11 protein-coding genes and 3 pseudogenes are annotated in these 15897 nt (G+C 71.3%); 9 read left to right on the forward strand and 5 right to left on the reverse strand.

Annotated features, from left to right (window positions below; genetic code table 11):
• Positions 1-117 precede the first annotated feature (117 nt).
• On the reverse strand, positions 118-1002 hold the full coding sequence (locus ACQEV8_RS34235; protein WP_432968094.1) for a MurR/RpiR family transcriptional regulator: 885 nt from the start codon (positions 1000-1002) through the stop codon (positions 118-120).
• A gap of 120 nt (positions 1003-1122) precedes the next feature.
• Here ACQEV8_RS34235 and ACQEV8_RS34240 point away from each other — a divergent pair, with 120 nt between their 5' ends.
• Positions 1123-1887: a sugar isomerase domain-containing protein gene (locus ACQEV8_RS34240; RefSeq protein ID WP_432968097.1), complete on the forward strand. Its 765-nt coding sequence runs from the start codon at positions 1123-1125 to the stop codon at positions 1885-1887.
• A 55-nt stretch (positions 1888-1942) separates the two neighbouring features.
• Here the strand turns inward: ACQEV8_RS34240 and ACQEV8_RS34245 are convergent, their stop codons facing one another.
• The gene (locus tag ACQEV8_RS34245; RefSeq protein WP_432968100.1) at positions 1943-5047 is read right to left on the reverse strand and encodes a beta-N-acetylglucosaminidase domain-containing protein; all 3105 of its coding nucleotides are present in this window, start codon (positions 5045-5047) and stop codon (positions 1943-1945) included.
• Positions 5048-5282: 235 nt separating this feature from the next.
• Between ACQEV8_RS34245 and ACQEV8_RS34250 the strand changes: the two genes are divergently transcribed.
• From ACQEV8_RS34250 to ACQEV8_RS34275, 6 genes and pseudogenes are all read left to right on the forward strand, one after another.
• The gene (locus tag ACQEV8_RS34250) at positions 5283-6344 is read left to right on the forward strand and encodes a LacI family DNA-binding transcriptional regulator (protein WP_432968103.1); all 1062 of its coding nucleotides are present in this window, start codon (positions 5283-5285) and stop codon (positions 6342-6344) included.
• A gap of 166 nt (positions 6345-6510) precedes the next feature.
• Positions 6511-7716: an extracellular solute-binding protein gene (locus ACQEV8_RS34255; RefSeq protein ID WP_432968106.1), complete on the forward strand. Its 1206-nt coding sequence runs from the start codon at positions 6511-6513 to the stop codon at positions 7714-7716.
• A gap of 100 nt (positions 7717-7816) precedes the next feature.
• Complete coding sequence (locus tag ACQEV8_RS34260) at positions 7817-8758, forward strand: carbohydrate ABC transporter permease (RefSeq protein ID WP_432968109.1); 942 nt, start codon at positions 7817-7819, stop codon at positions 8756-8758.
• Positions 8755-9573 (forward strand): carbohydrate ABC transporter permease, encoded by an 819-nt coding sequence (locus ACQEV8_RS34265; RefSeq protein WP_432968112.1) that lies wholly within the window; start codon positions 8755-8757, stop codon positions 9571-9573. Before ACQEV8_RS34260 ends, ACQEV8_RS34265 begins: the two co-directional genes overlap by 4 nt.
• A 29-nt stretch (positions 9574-9602) precedes the next feature.
• Positions 9603-11662: pseudogene (locus tag ACQEV8_RS34270) on the forward strand (beta-galactosidase).
• Between the two features lie 126 nt (positions 11663-11788).
• Positions 11789-12727 (forward strand): Dyp-type peroxidase, encoded by a 939-nt coding sequence (locus ACQEV8_RS34275; protein WP_432968115.1) that lies wholly within the window; start codon positions 11789-11791, stop codon positions 12725-12727.
• A 22-nt stretch (positions 12728-12749) separates the two neighbouring features.
• On the opposite strand, the pseudogene ACQEV8_RS34280 reads toward ACQEV8_RS34275, so the two are convergent.
• Positions 12750-12938 (reverse strand): annotated as a pseudogene (locus tag ACQEV8_RS34280) (MOSC domain-containing protein); the annotation flags it as partial.
• A gap of 179 nt (positions 12939-13117) precedes the next feature.
• On the opposite strand from ACQEV8_RS34280, the gene ACQEV8_RS34285 reads away from it, so the two are divergent.
• Together ACQEV8_RS34285 and ACQEV8_RS34290 are read left to right on the forward strand one after the other, a co-directional pair.
• Entirely contained in the window at positions 13118-14056 is a 939-nt protein-coding gene (locus ACQEV8_RS34285) for a hypothetical protein (RefSeq protein ID WP_432968118.1), read from the forward strand.
• Positions 14053-14757, forward strand: a complete 705-nt coding sequence (locus ACQEV8_RS34290) for a hypothetical protein (protein ID WP_432968121.1) — start codon at positions 14053-14055, stop codon at positions 14755-14757. Before ACQEV8_RS34285 ends, ACQEV8_RS34290 begins: the two co-directional genes overlap by 4 nt.
• A gap of 5 nt (positions 14758-14762) precedes the next feature.
• Here ACQEV8_RS34290 and ACQEV8_RS34295 read toward each other — a convergent pair.
• Both ACQEV8_RS34295 and ACQEV8_RS34300 read right to left on the reverse strand, forming a co-directional pair.
• Positions 14763-15116, reverse strand: a pseudogene (locus tag ACQEV8_RS34295) (MOSC domain-containing protein); the annotation flags it as partial.
• A gap of 41 nt (positions 15117-15157) precedes the next feature.
• A complete protein-coding gene (locus ACQEV8_RS34300; RefSeq protein WP_432968124.1) occupies positions 15158-15895 on the reverse strand; it encodes an FAD:protein FMN transferase in 738 nt (245 codons plus the stop codon).
• Positions 15896-15897: the final 2 nt, after the last annotated feature.

Genomic DNA, 15897 nt, shown 5'->3' on the forward strand with positions numbered 1-15897 from the left:
GGAGCCCCATCCTGCACGGCTGGAATGATTCAAACAACCATCTTCACGTCAACTTGGTGGTTCATCCATGCACCCTCGGCCACGGTGGCCCGCGTCTCGCGCGTCCCCCGGCCATGCTCACCTGGCCCGCCGGGACTTCACCGCGTGCTGCCCGGCGATGTGGTCGGTCAGCGCCAGCGAGGCGCTCGCGCGCTGGTAGGAGAGCTGGGCGACCCGTACGTACAGGCAGTCGATGAGCACCAGCACGCTGTGCCTGGCCCCGATGCTGCCGGTGCGGAAGCTGGTCTCCGAGGACGAGGAGACCAGCCGGACATCGGCGGCCCGGGCCAGCGGCGAGCGGGTGTCGGCCGTGACGGCGATGGTGGTGGCCCCGCGCTCCTTGGCCAGTTCGAACGGCTCGATGGTCTCGCGCGTCACCCCGGAGTGGGAGATGCCGATCGCCACGTCGGCGGGCGTGAGCAGGGCGGCGGAAGTCGTCGCGGCGTGCACCTCGGTCCAGCCGCGCACCGCGCAGCCGATCCGGAACAGCCGGGTCTCGGTCTCCTGCGCCACGGCCCCGCTGCCGCCGACGCCGTAGACGTCGATCCGGCGGGCCCGGGCGGTGGCCTGCGCCGCGCGCTCGACGGCGTCGAGGTCGAGCCGGTCGATGGTCTGCTGCACCGCCCGCAGATCCGCGCTGCCGACGACCTGCACGACCCGCTCCAGGCTGTCGTCCGGCGAGATGTCCGGGCCGATCTCGGCGGTCCCCCAGTCGGAGACCTCGCCCCGGCCGCGCTCCTGGGCCAGTTCGATCAGCAGGTGCTGGTAGGAGTCCAGCCCGATGGCCCGGCAGAAGCGGGTCACCGTCGCCTGCGAGGTGCCGGTGCGGCGGCCCAGCTCGGCGGCCGAGCAGTGAGTGACGGCGGCCGGATCCTCCAGGATCAGCTCGCCGACCTTCCGCAGGGAGCCCGCCAGCCGGGGCAGCTCGGTCCGGATCAGTGTGGTGACGTCCGTGGGAGGCATGGGGAGAAGGTACCAGCCACCCTTCACGGCATGACTTGAATACCAGGACCCGATATGGTGTATGGATTCATCGATAGAGAAACATAGGGTGGTTCAATCCATCAGTGGGAGAGTGGTCGCGTGTCCGACGAGTCTGTGAGCGCCCAGGGGTTCGCGCGGGAGAGCCTCACCGTCCTCCAGAAGGTCATCGAGTCCGCCCGCGACGACGTGGCCGCCGCCGCCGACCTGGTCGCCGAGTGCGTGCGCGCGGACGGGGTCGTCCACGCCTTCGGCACGGGCCACTCGCAGGCCCTCGTCCTCGAACTCGCCGGCCGCGCAGGCGGGCTGGTCCCCACCAACCGGCTGAGCATCGCCGACCTCGTCCTCTACGGCGGCGAGGACCCGGCCGTCCTCGACGACCCGCTCCTCGAACGGCAGGCCGGGGTGGCGCGGCGGATCTACGACCTCGCCGCCCCCAACCCCCAGGACCTGTTCGTCGTCATCTCCAACTCCGGCGTCAACAACGTCATCGTGGAGATGGCCCTGCACGCCAAGGAGCACGGCCACCGCGTCCTGGCCCTCACCTCCCTCACCCACACCCGGGCCGTCCCCGCCGCCCACCCCAGCGGGCGGAAGCTGGCCGACATCGCCGACGTCGTCCTCGACAACGCGGCCCCGCGCGGCGACTCCCTGCTCGAACTGCCCGGCGGCGGCGCGGTCTGCGCCCTGTCCACGCTCACCGGTGTGATGCTGGTCCAGATGACCGTCGCCGAGGCCGCCGGCCGTCTCCTCGCGGCCGGCGAACGCCCCCCGGTCTATGTCTCGGCCAACGTGCCCGGCGGCTTCGAGGGCAACCTGGAGCTGGAGAAGAAGTACGCGGGCCGGATCCGCCGCACCGCGAGCTGAACCGCACGGTACGAGACGGCCGGGGTCCCTCATCGGGGCCCCGGCCGTCCGCATCTCACTTCACGGGTACCGGCGTCAGCGCGACGGCCAGCGGATACGCGCCGGTCTTCAGCGGCGCCCCGACGGCACCGGACGCCGTGTCGACGGGCACCAGGGCGCCCGCGTCGGCGGTGGTGACGTACGCCGTTCCGCCGTTCCAGTCCAGGGCGACGTCGAAGGCGGACCTGCCGACCGTCACCGTCCTGCCGGGGGCGCCGGTGACCGTGTCGACGGGCGTGACGGTGTCGCCGGTGCTGGGGCTGACCCACAGGGTCCGGCCGTCGGGGGACAGGGCGAGACCGTAGGCCTGGCCGGAGACCAGGAGGGTCGGCTCGGTGTCGTTCGTGGCCGTGTCGATCGGAGTGACCGTCGAGCCACCGGAGTTGGACACGTACACCGTCTTCCCGTCCGGGGCGGCCACGATGTTGAAGGGGCTCGGACCGACGGGGACGGCGGCAGCGGCCTTCCGGGTGCTCAGGTCGACCGGGGTGACCGTGTTGTCCTTGATGTTGGGCACGTACAGCGTCCGGCCGTCGGGTGTGATCGCCATGTTCTCGGGCCCGTTGCCGACCTGGACGGGCGCTCCCGGGGTGAGGGAGGCCGTGTCGACGGGCTGGACCGTGCCGTCCGAGTAGTTGGCGACCCAGAGGGTGCGGCCGTCCGGGGTGAGCGCGAGCCCGGCGGGGACCTTGCCGACGGGGACCGTGGCGGTGACCTCGCCCCGCGCCACGTCGATCACGCTGACCGTGTTCGCGCCCTGGTTGGCCGCGTAGGCGGTGCGTCCGTCCGCGCTCGTCACCACCTCGCCGGGGTTGGCGCCCACGGCGATGTTCGTGGTCTTCCTCGAGGACAGATCGACGGAACTGACCGATGCGCCGCTGAAGTTCGCCGTCAGCGCCCTCGACGAGCCGGTGCCGTCGGTGACCTGGACCGGGAGCGCTCGGTCGAGGACGCCGTCGCCCGCCACCCCGACGGACCGCACCCCGGCACTCGCGTTCTCCCCGGCTGTGACGGTGACCGTCGCGGACGCGCTGCCCCCGGCCGGGACGGTCGCGGTGCCCTCGGCGGGCGAGACGGTGACGCCGTCGGGGGCGGCCAGCTTCCATGTCACCGTCCGGGCGGCGGTGGCGGCCGTGTCGGAGAAGGAGAGTGTGATCTTCGCGGAACCGCCCGGCTTCAGGCTGACGGAACCGGGCGCGAACGCCGCGTCCACACCCGGGTCGGGCGCGTTCTCGATCATCGCCGTGTAGAGGAACTGGTCCATCACGCCCGGCGAGACCTGCTGGGGTATCGCGTCCAGCTCCTTGCGCTGGGACCTCAGCCGGTTCCAGTACGTGGCGACCGCGTCGGAGTCACCGCGCTTGCCGGCCAGCAGCAGATCCACGGCCGTGCGCCCCGCGCTGCCGTAGCGGCCGAGCTTGTCCAGCCAGGCCGAGGTCTCCTGGAGGAACCCGGGATTGTCGAGACGGGACCGGAGCTCACGGGGCGTGGCGGCCATGTCGGCGAAGTACGACCGGAGTGCCGCGGCGGCCCGGTCGAGGCCGGAGTCCTCCTCGTACGCCTTGCGGAACTTGGCGATCAGGGTGCTCAGCGTCGGGGACTCGGTCGGGTCGAGCTGGGACGAGTAGTTGTTCTCGGCGAAGATCCGCAGCCACTTGGCGGCATCCGGCCCGGCGAGGTCGCGGACGGAGGCGAGGAACGCGGCCCGCGGGTCGTAGGAGTCCGGGTTCCACAGATAGGCCGCGGAGGTGAACAGGGCGAGCCGGCTCGCTTCGCCCTGGACCATCGGGTTGGCGGTCACCCCGGTCGCCGCCTTCGCCACGCCGGGCTCGCGGCCGGTGTAGGGGCCGAGCAGCAGCCGGCTCGTGACGTAGTCGTTCACGGGGTAGTTGTCCCAGACCAGGATCGGATGGCCGTACACCTCACGGGCCTTCGCGACCTGCTCGGCGGTGATGGCCGGGGCGATCACTCCGACGCCGGTCCATTCCACGACCACCGACGGGTCCAGCTTCTCCCGCAAGGCCTTCTTGTAGGGGGAGTCGGCGAGGTCGGAGTACTCGGTGGGGACCATCTCCAAGGGATGCAGGCCGGGGTGGCCGGCCGAGAAGTCCTTCCAGACCTCGTTGAGCAGATGCGCCTGCGCCGCCCCCGCCGCGCCGCCGCCCGTGCCGAACTCCTTCTCGTCGGCGGCGCAGTTCCACTTCGTGTAGCTGATGTCGTCCAGCGGGATCGCGAAGGACCGCACGCCGATGGCGTACAGCGAGTCGAATTTGCGGGTGAGCGCGTTGATGTCGGCTTCCGAGGAGTAGCAGACGGACAGCCCCGGGGAGAGGGCGTAGGTGAAGCGGACGTGGTTGGCGTCGGCCCGGTCGACGAGTTCCTTCAACTGCCGCAGTTCGGCGGGCGGGTACTCGTCGCGCCACTGGGCGCGCAGGTAGGGGTCGTCCTTGGGGGAGTAGACGTAGACGTTCTGCTTGGTGCGGCCGTAGAAGTCGAGCTGGTCCAGCCGCTCGGTGTGCGACCAGGGGGTGCCGTAGAAGCCCTCGATCACTCCGCGCAGCGCGGCCGTGGGCCAGTCCCGGACGGTCACCACCGGCACGGTCCGCGTGACCAGTTGGCGCAGGGTCTGGGCCGCGTAGAAGGTGCCGGTGCGGTCGGTGCCGGACAGGGCGAGGAGCGTACGGCCGTCCTTGCGGCCGGAGGCGAGGACGTAGCCGCCGGAGGGCAGTCCGGCGGGGGAGGGTGCCTTGAGGAGCTTCAGGGCCGAGGCCGTCGCGGTGTTCTCCTTCGGACCGCCGATGAAGACGGTGAACCCGGACTTCGCGGGCGGCTTGCCGGCCGTCACGATCCGTTTGGCTCCGGCGTCGCGCAGGACGGTCTCGATGACCCGCCGGGCCGACGGATCGGTCCCGCGGCCGACGACCGCCACGACCCGCTCGGGGACCGCGAGCCGGCCGGGCCCCGCGTGCATGCTCTGCGGCCGCGGCCACACCTGGGGCAGGGCGGCGGCCTTCGGGGATTCGTCCGGTGCGGCGGCCGAAGCCGGAACCTGCGTGAGTGTGAGGCCCAGAGCCAGCAGCAGCGCGGCGCCGGGCAGTCTGAGACGAGTGGCTGGGAACACGGAATCTCCTTCCCGGGAGGGATGAAAGGGAGAGGTGAATGGAGCCACCGAGTGATGCTAGAGATGCTGAATCAAGCAATCAATGGGGAGTCGGAGATCGGCTCTGTCCGGAGCATTGACGCCGCCCGCCCGGACTCCCACACTGGCGTGACTACGTAGTCAAACGAGCTCCTCCCATCAGAGAGCTGCGGACTGACTACGTAGTCCATGCCCGTGCCACCTCCTGGGAGCCCTCATGACGACGACCGGAGCAGAAGGCGGCCGTCGCCGTCGTGGTCCCGGCATGACCGAGGTCGCGCGGGCCGCCGGAGTGTCGCAGAAGACCGTCTCCCGGGTCGTCAACGGCGAGCCGCACGTCAGCCCGGAGGTACGCGACCGCGTCCTGAGGGTCATCCGCGAACTGGACTACCGTCCCAACACCGCGGCCCGGGCCCTGCTCCTCGGCCGCTACCGGCGGATCGGCGTGGTCTCGCTGGGCAGTTCGCTCTACGGCCCCTCGACCCTGCTCATCGCCCTGGAGCGGGCGATGCAGCGCGCCGGGTACTCCGTCGCCCTGGCCAGCACCCTGCAGGGGCAGAAGGTCTCGGTCGCCGTGGACGCGCTGCTGGAGCAGGGCGTGGACGGGATCGTGCTGTCCGAGCCCATCGACGACGGCACGCCGCTCAGGCTCAGCGCCGATGTGCCCGTGGTCAGCGTCGGGGAGGGCGTGGAACTCGCCCGGGGCACCTGTGCCGTGGTCGGCGGCGACGGCATCGAGGCCGCCCGGATCGCCACCGAGCACCTGCTGTCCCTGGGCCACCGCACCGTCTGGCACCTGCCCGGCCCCCAGGACTGGTGGGCCGCCCGAGACCGTCTGCGCGGCTGGCGCGAGGCCCTCGCAGCCGCCGGCGTGCCCGAACCGCCCCTGCCGTCACCCGGCGACTGGAGCCCGGCCTCCGGGTACGCCGCCGGACAGCAGCTCGCCCGGCTCTCCGATGTCACGGCCGTGTTCGCCGCCAACGACGACATGGCCATCGGCGCCCTGCGCGCGTTCGCCGACGCGGGCCGCGCCGTCCCCGGTGACGTGAGCGTCGTCGGCTACGACGACATACCCGCCGCCGCCTATCTCTCCCCGCCGCTGACCACCGTCCGGCAGAACTTCGCCGCCGTCGCCGACCGCGCCGTCGACGTACTGATCGCCCTGATCGAGGGCCGCCCGGCACCGGCCGAACCCGCCGACCAGGCGGTCGAGTTGACCGTACGGGCCTCCACCGGCAGCCCGGTACGGGACCCGGGCTCCGCGTACCCCCGCCCGTAGCCGCACCACGTGAGGAGTCACGTGTGTACACCCCACCGTTCCCTGCCCCTCCGACCCGCCGCGCCCTGCTGCGCGGAGCCCTCGGCCTCGGTACGGCCGCCGCACTCTCCGCTTGCGGACAGGGCGATACGACGCCCCGCACCTCCGGCGACGTCACCCTCTCCCTGTGGACCCACGACCCGGGCTACGAGGCCTTCTTCGTGAAGGGCGTCCCGGAGGCCGACCGCGCCACCGACTTCCGCTACCACCTGAAGGTCACCCGCTCAGGCCCCCGGACATCGTCACCAAACTGCTCGCCCAGGCCGTCGCCGGACGCGGCACACCCGACCTGGTCGGCTTCGAGATCGGCAGCTTCCCGCGCATGCTGCGCGGCGACATCGCCGAGCGGCTGCTGCACGACTTCACGCCCGACATCGAGGCCGTGCCCGGCCTCAAGGACGACCTGCTGCCCGCCCGTACCGCCCCCTTCAGCAGAGATGGCCATGTCTACGCCTTCGACTCGGACACCCCGATGGTCGTCTACTTCTACCGCGAGGACCTCTTCGACGAGCACGGGCTGCTGCAAGGCGACCAGACCTGGGAGGAGTTCGCCGAGGCCGGCGCCCGGGTGTACCGGGATCACAAGGCCTCGATGTGCGTCGTCTCCACGGTGGGCAGCGACCCGGGCCAGGTCGTGCAGTCCTTCCAGATGCTGCTCTACCAGCGCGGCGGTGCGTTCTTCGACGCCGACGGGAACCTGCGGCTGGACTCGCCGGAGGCCGAGGAGGTGCTGCGCTTCCTCTGCGAGGGGCTGCGCAGCGGCTTCGTCGTCGACATCTCCGACTACTACGGGGCCGCCATGCAGACCGCGCTGAAACAGGGCCGGGTCATCGGCCTGCCCATGGCCATCTGGTACAAGAACTACGGCCTGCTGCCCAACGTGCCCGAGCAGAAGGGCAAATGGCGGGTGCGGGCGCTTCCGCGGTTCGCGGCCGGGGGTGGGGTGACCGCCGCGCTCGGCGGCACCGGCTTCGGCGTCGTCAAGGACAAGGCCAATACCCGGGCGGCGACGGAGTTCCTCTTCCGGACGTGGCTCACCCATGACGGGCAGGTCCGCCGTTTCCTGGAGACCGGCTATCTGCCGACGCGGCGGTCCGTGTACGAGGATCCGCGTCTGGGTGCGTACGAGGACGAGTTCTGCGGTGGGCAGCGGCTGTTCGGGCTCTACCGCTCGTTGCTGCCGGACGTGCCGGCGTTCCACCAGAGTCCGGACCAGTCCATCCTCTACGACGTCCTCGCGGGCAATCTCCTGCGCGCCTATCGCGGCAGCCTGACCCCACGGCAGGCCCTGAAGCAGACCGCGGCGGACTTTCGTGACCAGGCGGGGAGGTAAGGGCTGCCGTGATGAGCCGTCGTTCGTCCGCGGCCGCGTCGTGGCCGGCCGCGCAGTTCCCCGCGCCCCTTTCGGGGCGCTGTTCAGGAGGTCCCTCGTCATGACCACCGCTGTAGCCGGGCCGAGTCGATCCACCGGCGAGCGCGTCGGTGAGACGGACACGCGGCGCCGGCCGAAGAGGTCCTGGGCTCCCTACCTCTTCATCTCGCCCTTCTATCTCCTCTACGTCCTGTTCATGCTCGTCCCGGTCGGCGTGTCGGTGTGGCTGAGTCTCACCGAGTGGGTGGGACTCGGCACCCCGCACTGGGTAGGACTGCGCAACTACCGGCTGCTCGCCACCGACATCAGCTTTCACCGGGCCCTCGGGAACACGGCCGTCTTCGTGCTCGTCGCGGTCTGTGCCGTCGTGCCGCTCGCGCTGCTGATCGCCCAGGCGCTCAACGCCAAGGGCCTCAGGGCCCGTGACCTGTGGCGGACCGCCTACTTCGTGCCGGTCGTCGTCTCGCCGATCCTCGTCGCCCTGGTCTTCGGCCTGATCTTCGACCGGCAGTTCGGGCTGGCGAACGCGGTGCTGCGGGCCCTGTTCGGCACCGGCGGTGTCGACTGGCTCGGCGACCCGACCATGGCCAAGGTCAGCATCGCCCTGGTCATGCTGTGGCGCTGGACCGGCTACCTCACCGTCTTCTTCCTCGCCGGGCTGCAGAACGTGCCCCGGGAGCTGTACGAGGCCGCCGCGATCGACGGGGCCGGGCGGCTGCGCACCTTCACCACCGTCACCCTGCCGGCGCTGAAGCCGGTGACGGCGTTCGTCGTCGTCACGTCCTTCATCGGCGCGGCCCAGATCTTCGAGGAGCCGTATCTGCTCACCGGCGGCGGGCCGGCCGAGTCCACCCTCTCGGTGACCATGTTCATCTACCGGGCCGCCTTCCAGCGCCAGCAGTTCGGCTACGCGGCGGCCGCCGCCGTCGTCCTCTTCGTCCTCGTCTTCGGCCTCAGCCGCCTCGTCAACCGTCTCCTCGGCATCGGGAGGGCCACCTCATGACACGCGCCCGACTGCCCCTCTACGGCGTCCTCGTCCTGCTGTTCCTGGGCTTCCTCGCCCCGCTGCTGTGGGCGCTGAGCGGCTCGTTCAAGCCGCGCGGCGAGATCTTCGACTACCCGCCGGAACTCGTCCCCGACCCGTTCACCCTGGACAACTACCGCACCCTGCTCACGGAGCAGCCCTTCGGCCGCTGGTTCCTGATGAGCACGGTGGTCGCCGTCGTCGCCACCACCGTGTCCGTCTTCGTCTGCGCGCTCGCCGGCTACGGCTTCGCCAAGTTCCGCTTCGCCGGGAAGCGGCTGCTGTTCAACGTCATGTTCAGCTCGCTGTCGATCCCGTTCGCGGTGGTCCTGGTGCCGCTGTTCGTGATCCTGGTGAAGACCGGGCTCGGCAGTCCGTGGTTCGCGCTGATCGTGCCGTGGGTGGCGCCCGCGTTCGGGATCTTCATGATGCAGCAGTACATCGTGCAGTCCGTCCCGGACTCGGTGCTGGAGGCCGCCCGGATCGACGGGGCGAGCGAGTTCGGCATCTTCCGGACCATCGTGCTGCCGCTGCTGCGGCCCTCGCTGGGCGCCCTGGGTGTCTGGCAGTTCCTGCAGAGCTACAACAGCTTCCTGTGGCCGCTGGTGCTGGTCTCCGACAGCTCCCAGTACACCTTGCCGCTGGGCCTGCAGACCCTGTTCGTGTCGGAGCAACGGCAGTACGACCTCGTGCTCGCCGGAGCCGTCCTCGCCGTCCTGCCCGCCGTCGCCCTCTTCGTGCTGCTGCGCAAACAGCTCCTCGAAGGCCTGTCCACGGGCGCCGTAAAAGGCTGACCGCCCCCCGACTCATTTGAAGGAGAAGCATGTTCGAGCTGCCCCGGCGCGTCCTGTTCGGTGCCGCCTACTACCACGAGTACCAGCCGTACGAGCGCCTCAAGGACGACCTCGACCTGATGGCCGAGGCCCGCTTCACGGTGATCCGCGTCGGCGAGTCGGTGTGGTCCACCTGGGAGCCCGAGAACGGCCGCTTCGACCTCGACTGGCTCCAGCCGGTCCTGGACGGCGCGCACGAGCGGGGCATCTCGGTCATCCTCGGGACGCCGACGTACGCGGTGCCGCCGTGGCTGGCCCGGCAGTACCCGGAGATCGCGGGGGAGTCCCGTACGGGCGAGCGCATGGGCTGGGGCGCCCGGCAGGAGGCCGACTTCACCCACCCCGCGTTCCGCTTCCACGCCGAGCGCGTCATCCGCAAGGTCGTCGGCCGGTACGCCGACCACCCGGCGGTCATCGGCTTCCAGGTCGACAACGAACCGGGCCTGCACCTCTTCCACAACCACGGCGTCTTCCAGCGCTTCACCGACGAACTGCGCGAGCGGTACGGCGACGTGGAGACCCTCAACCGCGAATGGGGCCTGGTCTACTGGTCGCACCGGCTGTCCACCTGGGCCGACCTGTGGACCCCGGACGGCAACGCCCAGCCGCAGTACGACCTGGCCTGGCGGCGCTTCCAGGCCCGGCTCACCACCGAGTTCATCGCCTGGCAGGCCGAGATCGTGCGCGAGTACGCCCGCCCCGGCCAGTTCGTCACGACCTGCATCTCCTACGACCGCCAGGGCGTCGAGGACGACCGCCTCACCGAGAGCCTCGACGTCACCGCGGGCAACCCGTACTACACGATGCAGGACGCCCTCGCCCTGCCCGACGTGAACGGCGACGGGCAGCACTGGACGACCAACGGCACCTGGGCCCTCTACCGCAGCGCCGACCGCATGTACTCCTCCCGCCAGGAGCCCTACCTGGTCACCGAGACCAACGCGCAGGCCATCAGCGGGCCGTGGGACAACCGGCCCGCCTACGACGGCCAGTGGCGCCAGGCCGCCTGGGCGCTGATCTCCCGGGGCGCCTCGATGATCGAGTACTGGCACTGGCACACCCTGCACTTCGGCACCGAGACCTACTGGGGCGGCATCCTCCCGCACAACGGCAGGCCCGGCCGTGTCTATCGCGAACTGGCCGCCTTGGGCGCGGAGTTGGAGAAGGCCGGTGACCTCGTCGCGTCCCTCACCCCGGACGCCGACGTCGCCTTCCTGTACGACGGGCCCAGCAAGTGGGCGCTCAAGGGCCAGCCGCCGCTCGCCGACGCCGACGGGAACCCGGACGGACGGTCGTACGAGACCGTCTTCGACGCCTTCTACCGCGGCGCCTTCGACGCGGGACTCCAGGCCCGCGTCCTGCACCCCGGGCAGCTCTCCGACGCGGATCTGCCGCCCCTCCTGGTCGTCCCCGGCTATTACGCCGCCGACGACACCGTCCTCGACCGGCTCCGCGCCTACGCCGAGGCCGGGGGGCACCTCGTCCTCGGCCCCCGCACCGGCTACGGCGACACCGAGGCCAGGGCCCGCACCGACCTCCAGCCGGGCCGACTGGCCGAGGCGGCCGGGGTGACGTACGACGAGTTCAGCAACCTGCGCGACCCCTTGCCCGTCACCGGAACGGACTCCCTCCCCCTCCCGGCCGACGCGCACGCCCTGCACTGGGCGGACGGACTGCGGCCGCAGGGGCCGAGACGCTCGCCGCGTACGTCCATCCCCACTTCGGGCGCTGGCCCGCCGTCACCACCCACCGCCACGGCACTGGCCGCATCACCTACGTCGGAACCGTGCCCGACCCGGTCTTCGCCCGGGCCCTGTTCGACGGGTACGCCCCGGACGGCGCCTGGCGCCCCGCCCACCCGAGCGTCACGGCCACCTCGGCGACCGCCCGGGACGGCCGCCGGGTGCGCTTCCTGCACAACTGGTCGTGGGAGGAGGTGTCCGTGCCGGTGCCCGCGGCCGTGCGGGACGTGCTGTCCGAGACCGTGTACGCCGACGCGGTGCCGCTCGGGCCGTGGGACGTGAAGGTGCTTCAGGACGAGACGCCGTAGCAACCGTCCTTTCCGGCCGGGGAGTTGCGGCCGCCTGTTCGCTGGGCATCGTGTGAGGGGCGTGGGCCGCGCCGTCCCGGAGGGGGAGCGGGCGGGCCGTGCCTGCCGGCGAAGGGATGGGAAGCCATGACGTCACCGCTGCCCCCGGGAGAGACGCTGTCGCAGCCGTTGCTGAACCCGCCGGCGTCGGTCGCGGTGTTCCTGGTCGCCACGATCGAACCCGGCGGGGAGGCCGCCGTACGGGAGGCGCTGGGCTCCCTCGCGGGCCTGGTGCGCTCCGTCGGCTTCCCCAGCCCCGACGGCGGTCTCGGCTCCGTCGCCGGGGTCGGATCCCGGGCCTGGGGACGGCTGTTCGGCGGCCCCAGGCCCGCCGAACTGCACACGTTCCGCGAACTGGCCGGGCCCCGGCACCACGCCCCGGCCACCCCGGGCGACCTGTTCCTCCACATCAGGGCCGCCCGTACCGATCTGTGCTTCGCCCTCGCCGCCGAGCTGGTGCGGCGGCTGCGCGGCGCTGTCACCGTGCGGGACGAGACGCAGGCCTTCGCCTACTTCGACTCGCGCAACCTCCTCGGCTTCGTCGACGGCACCGAGAACCCCGTCGGCCAGACCGCGGCCGACGCGGCGCTGGTCGGCGAGGAGGATCCCGGCTTCCGCGGCGGCAGCTACGCGATGGTGCAGAAGTACCTGCACGACGTGGACGCCTGGGAGGCCCTCGCCGTGGAGGCGCAGGAGAAGGTGATCGGACGCACCAAGCTCACCAACCTCGAACTCGACGCGCCCGGCTCCCACAAGGACGTCAACACCGTCCTCGGCCCGGACGGCTCGGAGCAGAGGATACTGCGCTCCGCGATGCCGTTCGGCAGGCCGGGGCACGGGGAGTTCGGCACGTACTTCGTGGCCTACGCGCGCACGCCCGGGACACCCGAGACGATGCTGCGCAAGATGTTCCTCGGCGAGCCGGGCTCGGGGCCCGACCCGCTGCTGGACTACTCACGGGCCGTCACCGGCGGCTTGTTCTTCGTGCCGCCGGCGGACTTCCTGGAGGCCTTGCCCGAGGGCTGACAGGCCCGTCACCAGGGCTCGTTCAGACGCGTTCCAGCGGCCGGTGCGGTTCCGCGGGGAGCCGCACCTCGATGGAGTCGCCGGGACGCACCACGCCGCCCTCGCGCACCACGCTCATGATGCCCGCCTTGCGCACGATCCGGCCGGCCTCGTCACGGCCGACGACCTGCTTCAGCAGCCCGTCCTGGAAGGCGTCGATCTGGACGCAGGGGGTTGCGAACTGCTGCCGCTGGGCTGAGCAGGAGCGTGTGTGAGTGAGCGTGTGTGAGTGTTTGTGGCCTGCTGGGGGTCGTCATCGGCTGGGGAATGGAGGTTCGTGTGTCGAATGCGTGACCTCATGAGGGTGTGGCTCGTTGAGTGCGGTGATCGGGTTTCCGGCGGTGTGGCGGGGTGGGTGGGCTGCGTGAGGTGGCGACGTCGTTCGTGGTGCCCGGCCCTGCGGGGGTGGCGATCCGGGACCGGCTGAGGGTGTCGCAGCAGGACGTGGCGGTGCTGTGTGAGGTGGGGCTTTTCCTCGGTTCGCTGGCCGCAGGGGATCTCGCCGTCCGGTCCCGGCAGTGCCTGGCTCATGACGGCGGGTCGTGGGCACAGCGGAAGCGGGAGTTGACGGGGTGTTCGTCGGCGCGGTGGGCGGGGAGTATCACCAGGGCCACGCATGATCAGTGGGCGCTGGCGCGGCGTGGTCAGCTGGCGGAGATGGGGTGGCTGCGCGGGCAGATCGCATCGGTCGAGGCGCGGTTGGCCCGTCCGCTGGGTGCCAAGGCGAGCAAGCGTGAGGGCCTGGTGCGTGGGTATGCGTCGCGCGCCGAGTGGCATGCCAAGTCCCGCCGCCTGCACGCGCTGAAGGTCCGGCTGGTTTCCGTGGAGGCGGACTGGGCGGAGGGCCGGGTGCATGTGGTGCGGGGCGGCAAACGCCTCGCGCATCTGCGCCACCACCTGGACGAGGCCGGCCTGGACGAGAACGAGTGGCGCCGGAGGTGGCGGGCGGCGCGGATGTTCCTGTCCGCCGACGGAGAGTCAGGCAGACGCTTCGGCAACGAAACCATCCGTATCACCGACACCGGTCAGCTCTCGGTCAAGCTCCCGGCTGCGCTGGCGCATTTGGCGAACGCCTCGCACGGCCGGTACGTCCTGGACGCGCGCGTGGCGTTCCAGAACCGAGGGCAGGAGTGGCTGGACCGGATCACCAGCCATCGGGCGGTGGCCTACCGCATCCACCACGACCCCGCCCGCGACCGCTGGTACGTGACCGCGTCCTGGCAACGCGCCCCCGTCCCCATCTGCCCCTGGAGGCGGCCCTGGCCCGGGGCGTGGTCGCCGTCGACATGAACGACGACCACCTCGCCGCCTGGCAGTTGGATGTGCACGGCAACCCGGTCGGCGCACCACGACGCTTCTTCTACGACCTGTCCGGCACCACGACCACACAGCATCGGGACGCGCAGATCCGGCACGCACTGACCCGCCTGCTGCACCACGCCCGGCGTTGCAGAGTCGCGGCGATCGCGATCGAGGACCTCGACTTCACCGACAACACCAGCCGGGAGAAGCACGGCCGCAACAAGCGATTCCGCCGTCTGATCTCCCGCTTCCCCACCGCGAAACTGAAAGCGCGGCTGGTGTCCATGGCCGCCGAGCAGAACATCGCGATCGTCGCGGTGGATCCGGCCTATACCTCCCGGTGGGGTGCCCAGCACTGGCAGCAGCCACTGACCACCCCCACCCGCCAAGTGTCCCGGCACGATGCGGCCAGCATCGCGATCGGGCGACGCGCCCTCGGGCATCCGATCAGGCGACGGACGGCACCGCCCCGTAACGACCAGAGCGATCGTTACGGGCATCGGACCGTCCAGGCCCGACCGGACACCCCAGGGCGTGAGGGACCCCGCCCCCGCATTCCCGGACCACGCACCAGATGCGTGCCGCCCGGCAGCGGCGCGAAAGCGGGCGACCAGCATGCCCAACACCGTTCGGGGCACGCGACTGAGCAGCAGTCCTGGCAACAGGACTCACTCCCGCTCAGTTCCTAGGAACGGTTGCGCAGGCCCGTCACCTCCACCACCGCGGCCCCGCCGATGTGCAGCAGGGTGCCGGCCGGCAGGCCGAGCAGGTCGATGCCGCGTGTGGTGATGTTCTCCCCGAGTGCGCCGGGTGCCACCTCGAACCCCGCGTCCGCGACCTCGGCGAAGAGCTCCTCGTGGATGAGGTGCACCTGGCGCAGGTTCGGCCGCGTGGGGTCCTGGAGGATCCGCGAACGGTGCTTGACCGTCATCCCAGCGTGGATGTCGCCCTCCACCCCCAGCCCCGCGAGCAGGGTGATGCTGTCCCGGTTCGGCTTGGTGAACGTGTACTCGCCGTTTCTGCTGACCGCCGTCACCGTCGCGCTCATGCCTTCGGCCCCCTTCCGTTCGGCAGTGATCCTTCAGGAGCCTAACCGGCCGGCTCCGGAGCCGACCGTTGCCCGGGGAACTCCGCCGACCGCAGGACCCGGTGCCCGGCGTCCACCGCGAACACCTCGCAGTTCTCCCGGGCCGCCGCCCACTCGACGCCCTCGGCGCCCAGCGCGAAGGCCGCCGTCGCGACGGTGTCGGCCTCGGTGAGGGTGGGGGCCACGACCGTGAGGCTGAGCAGCCCGGTCGCCGGTCGTCCGGTACGCCCGTCGATGATGTGGTCGCCTCGCTCGTAGCGGGCGGATGTCGCGACGGCCCGGTCCGTGAGGTCCAGGACCGTGCAGAGCTGGTCGGCGTGCTCGGGATGCCGTACGCCCACGCGCCAGGGGCCGCCGACGGCGACCACGTCACCGCCCGCGTTGAGGCAGAAGCGCCGCGCCCCGGCCGCCGCCAGCAGCTCCGCACCCTTCTGCACCGACCAGCCCTTCACCACGGCGCAGGGGTCGAGGCCGCGTCCCGGCAGACGCACGTCGAACGCGCCCCCGGTCGCGACCCGGTACTCCTCGCACAGGTCCAGGACCTCCCGGAGCGCCGGGCTCGGCTCGGACACCTCCCCGCGGTCCAGCCGCGACACCTCGCTGTCCGGCCGGAACGGGCTGAACCGCGCGTCGACCTCGTGCAGCCAGGCGAAGAGGCCGTCCACCGCCGCCTCGGGGAAGCCCTTGTCGTCGATCCGGACCGACACCGGGAACCCCATCACGTGCTCGACGCGCCGCATGC

Origin of the sequence: Streptomyces sp. CA-179760 (genome assembly GCF_050937045.1) — a bacterium.
In the GTDB taxonomy this organism is placed as follows: Bacteria; Actinomycetota; Actinomycetes; order Streptomycetales; family Streptomycetaceae; genus Streptomyces.

What these genes read in the sequence shown, in the direction of transcription:
- ACQEV8_RS34235 (WP_432968094.1), bottom strand. Translation starts at nt 1,002, where the DNA reads ATGCCTCCCACGGACGTCACCACACTGATCCGGACCGAGCTGCCCCGG.
- ACQEV8_RS34250 (WP_432968103.1), top strand. Translation starts at nt 5,283, where the DNA reads ATGACGACGACCGGAGCAGAAGGCGGCCGTCGCCGTCGTGGTCCCGGC.
- ACQEV8_RS34260 (WP_432968109.1), top strand. Translation starts at nt 7,817, where the DNA reads ATGACCACCGCTGTAGCCGGGCCGAGTCGATCCACCGGCGAGCGCGTC.
- ACQEV8_RS34265 (WP_432968112.1), top strand. Translation starts at nt 8,755, where the DNA reads ATGACACGCGCCCGACTGCCCCTCTACGGCGTCCTCGTCCTGCTGTTC.
- ACQEV8_RS34275 (WP_432968115.1), top strand. Translation starts at nt 11,789, where the DNA reads ATGACGTCACCGCTGCCCCCGGGAGAGACGCTGTCGCAGCCGTTGCTG.
- ACQEV8_RS34290 (WP_432968121.1), top strand. Translation starts at nt 14,053, where the DNA reads ATGAACGACGACCACCTCGCCGCCTGGCAGTTGGATGTGCACGGCAAC.
- ACQEV8_RS34300 (WP_432968124.1), bottom strand. Translation starts at nt 15,895, where the DNA reads ATGCGGCGCGTCGAGCACGTGATGGGGTTCCCGGTGTCGGTCCGGATC.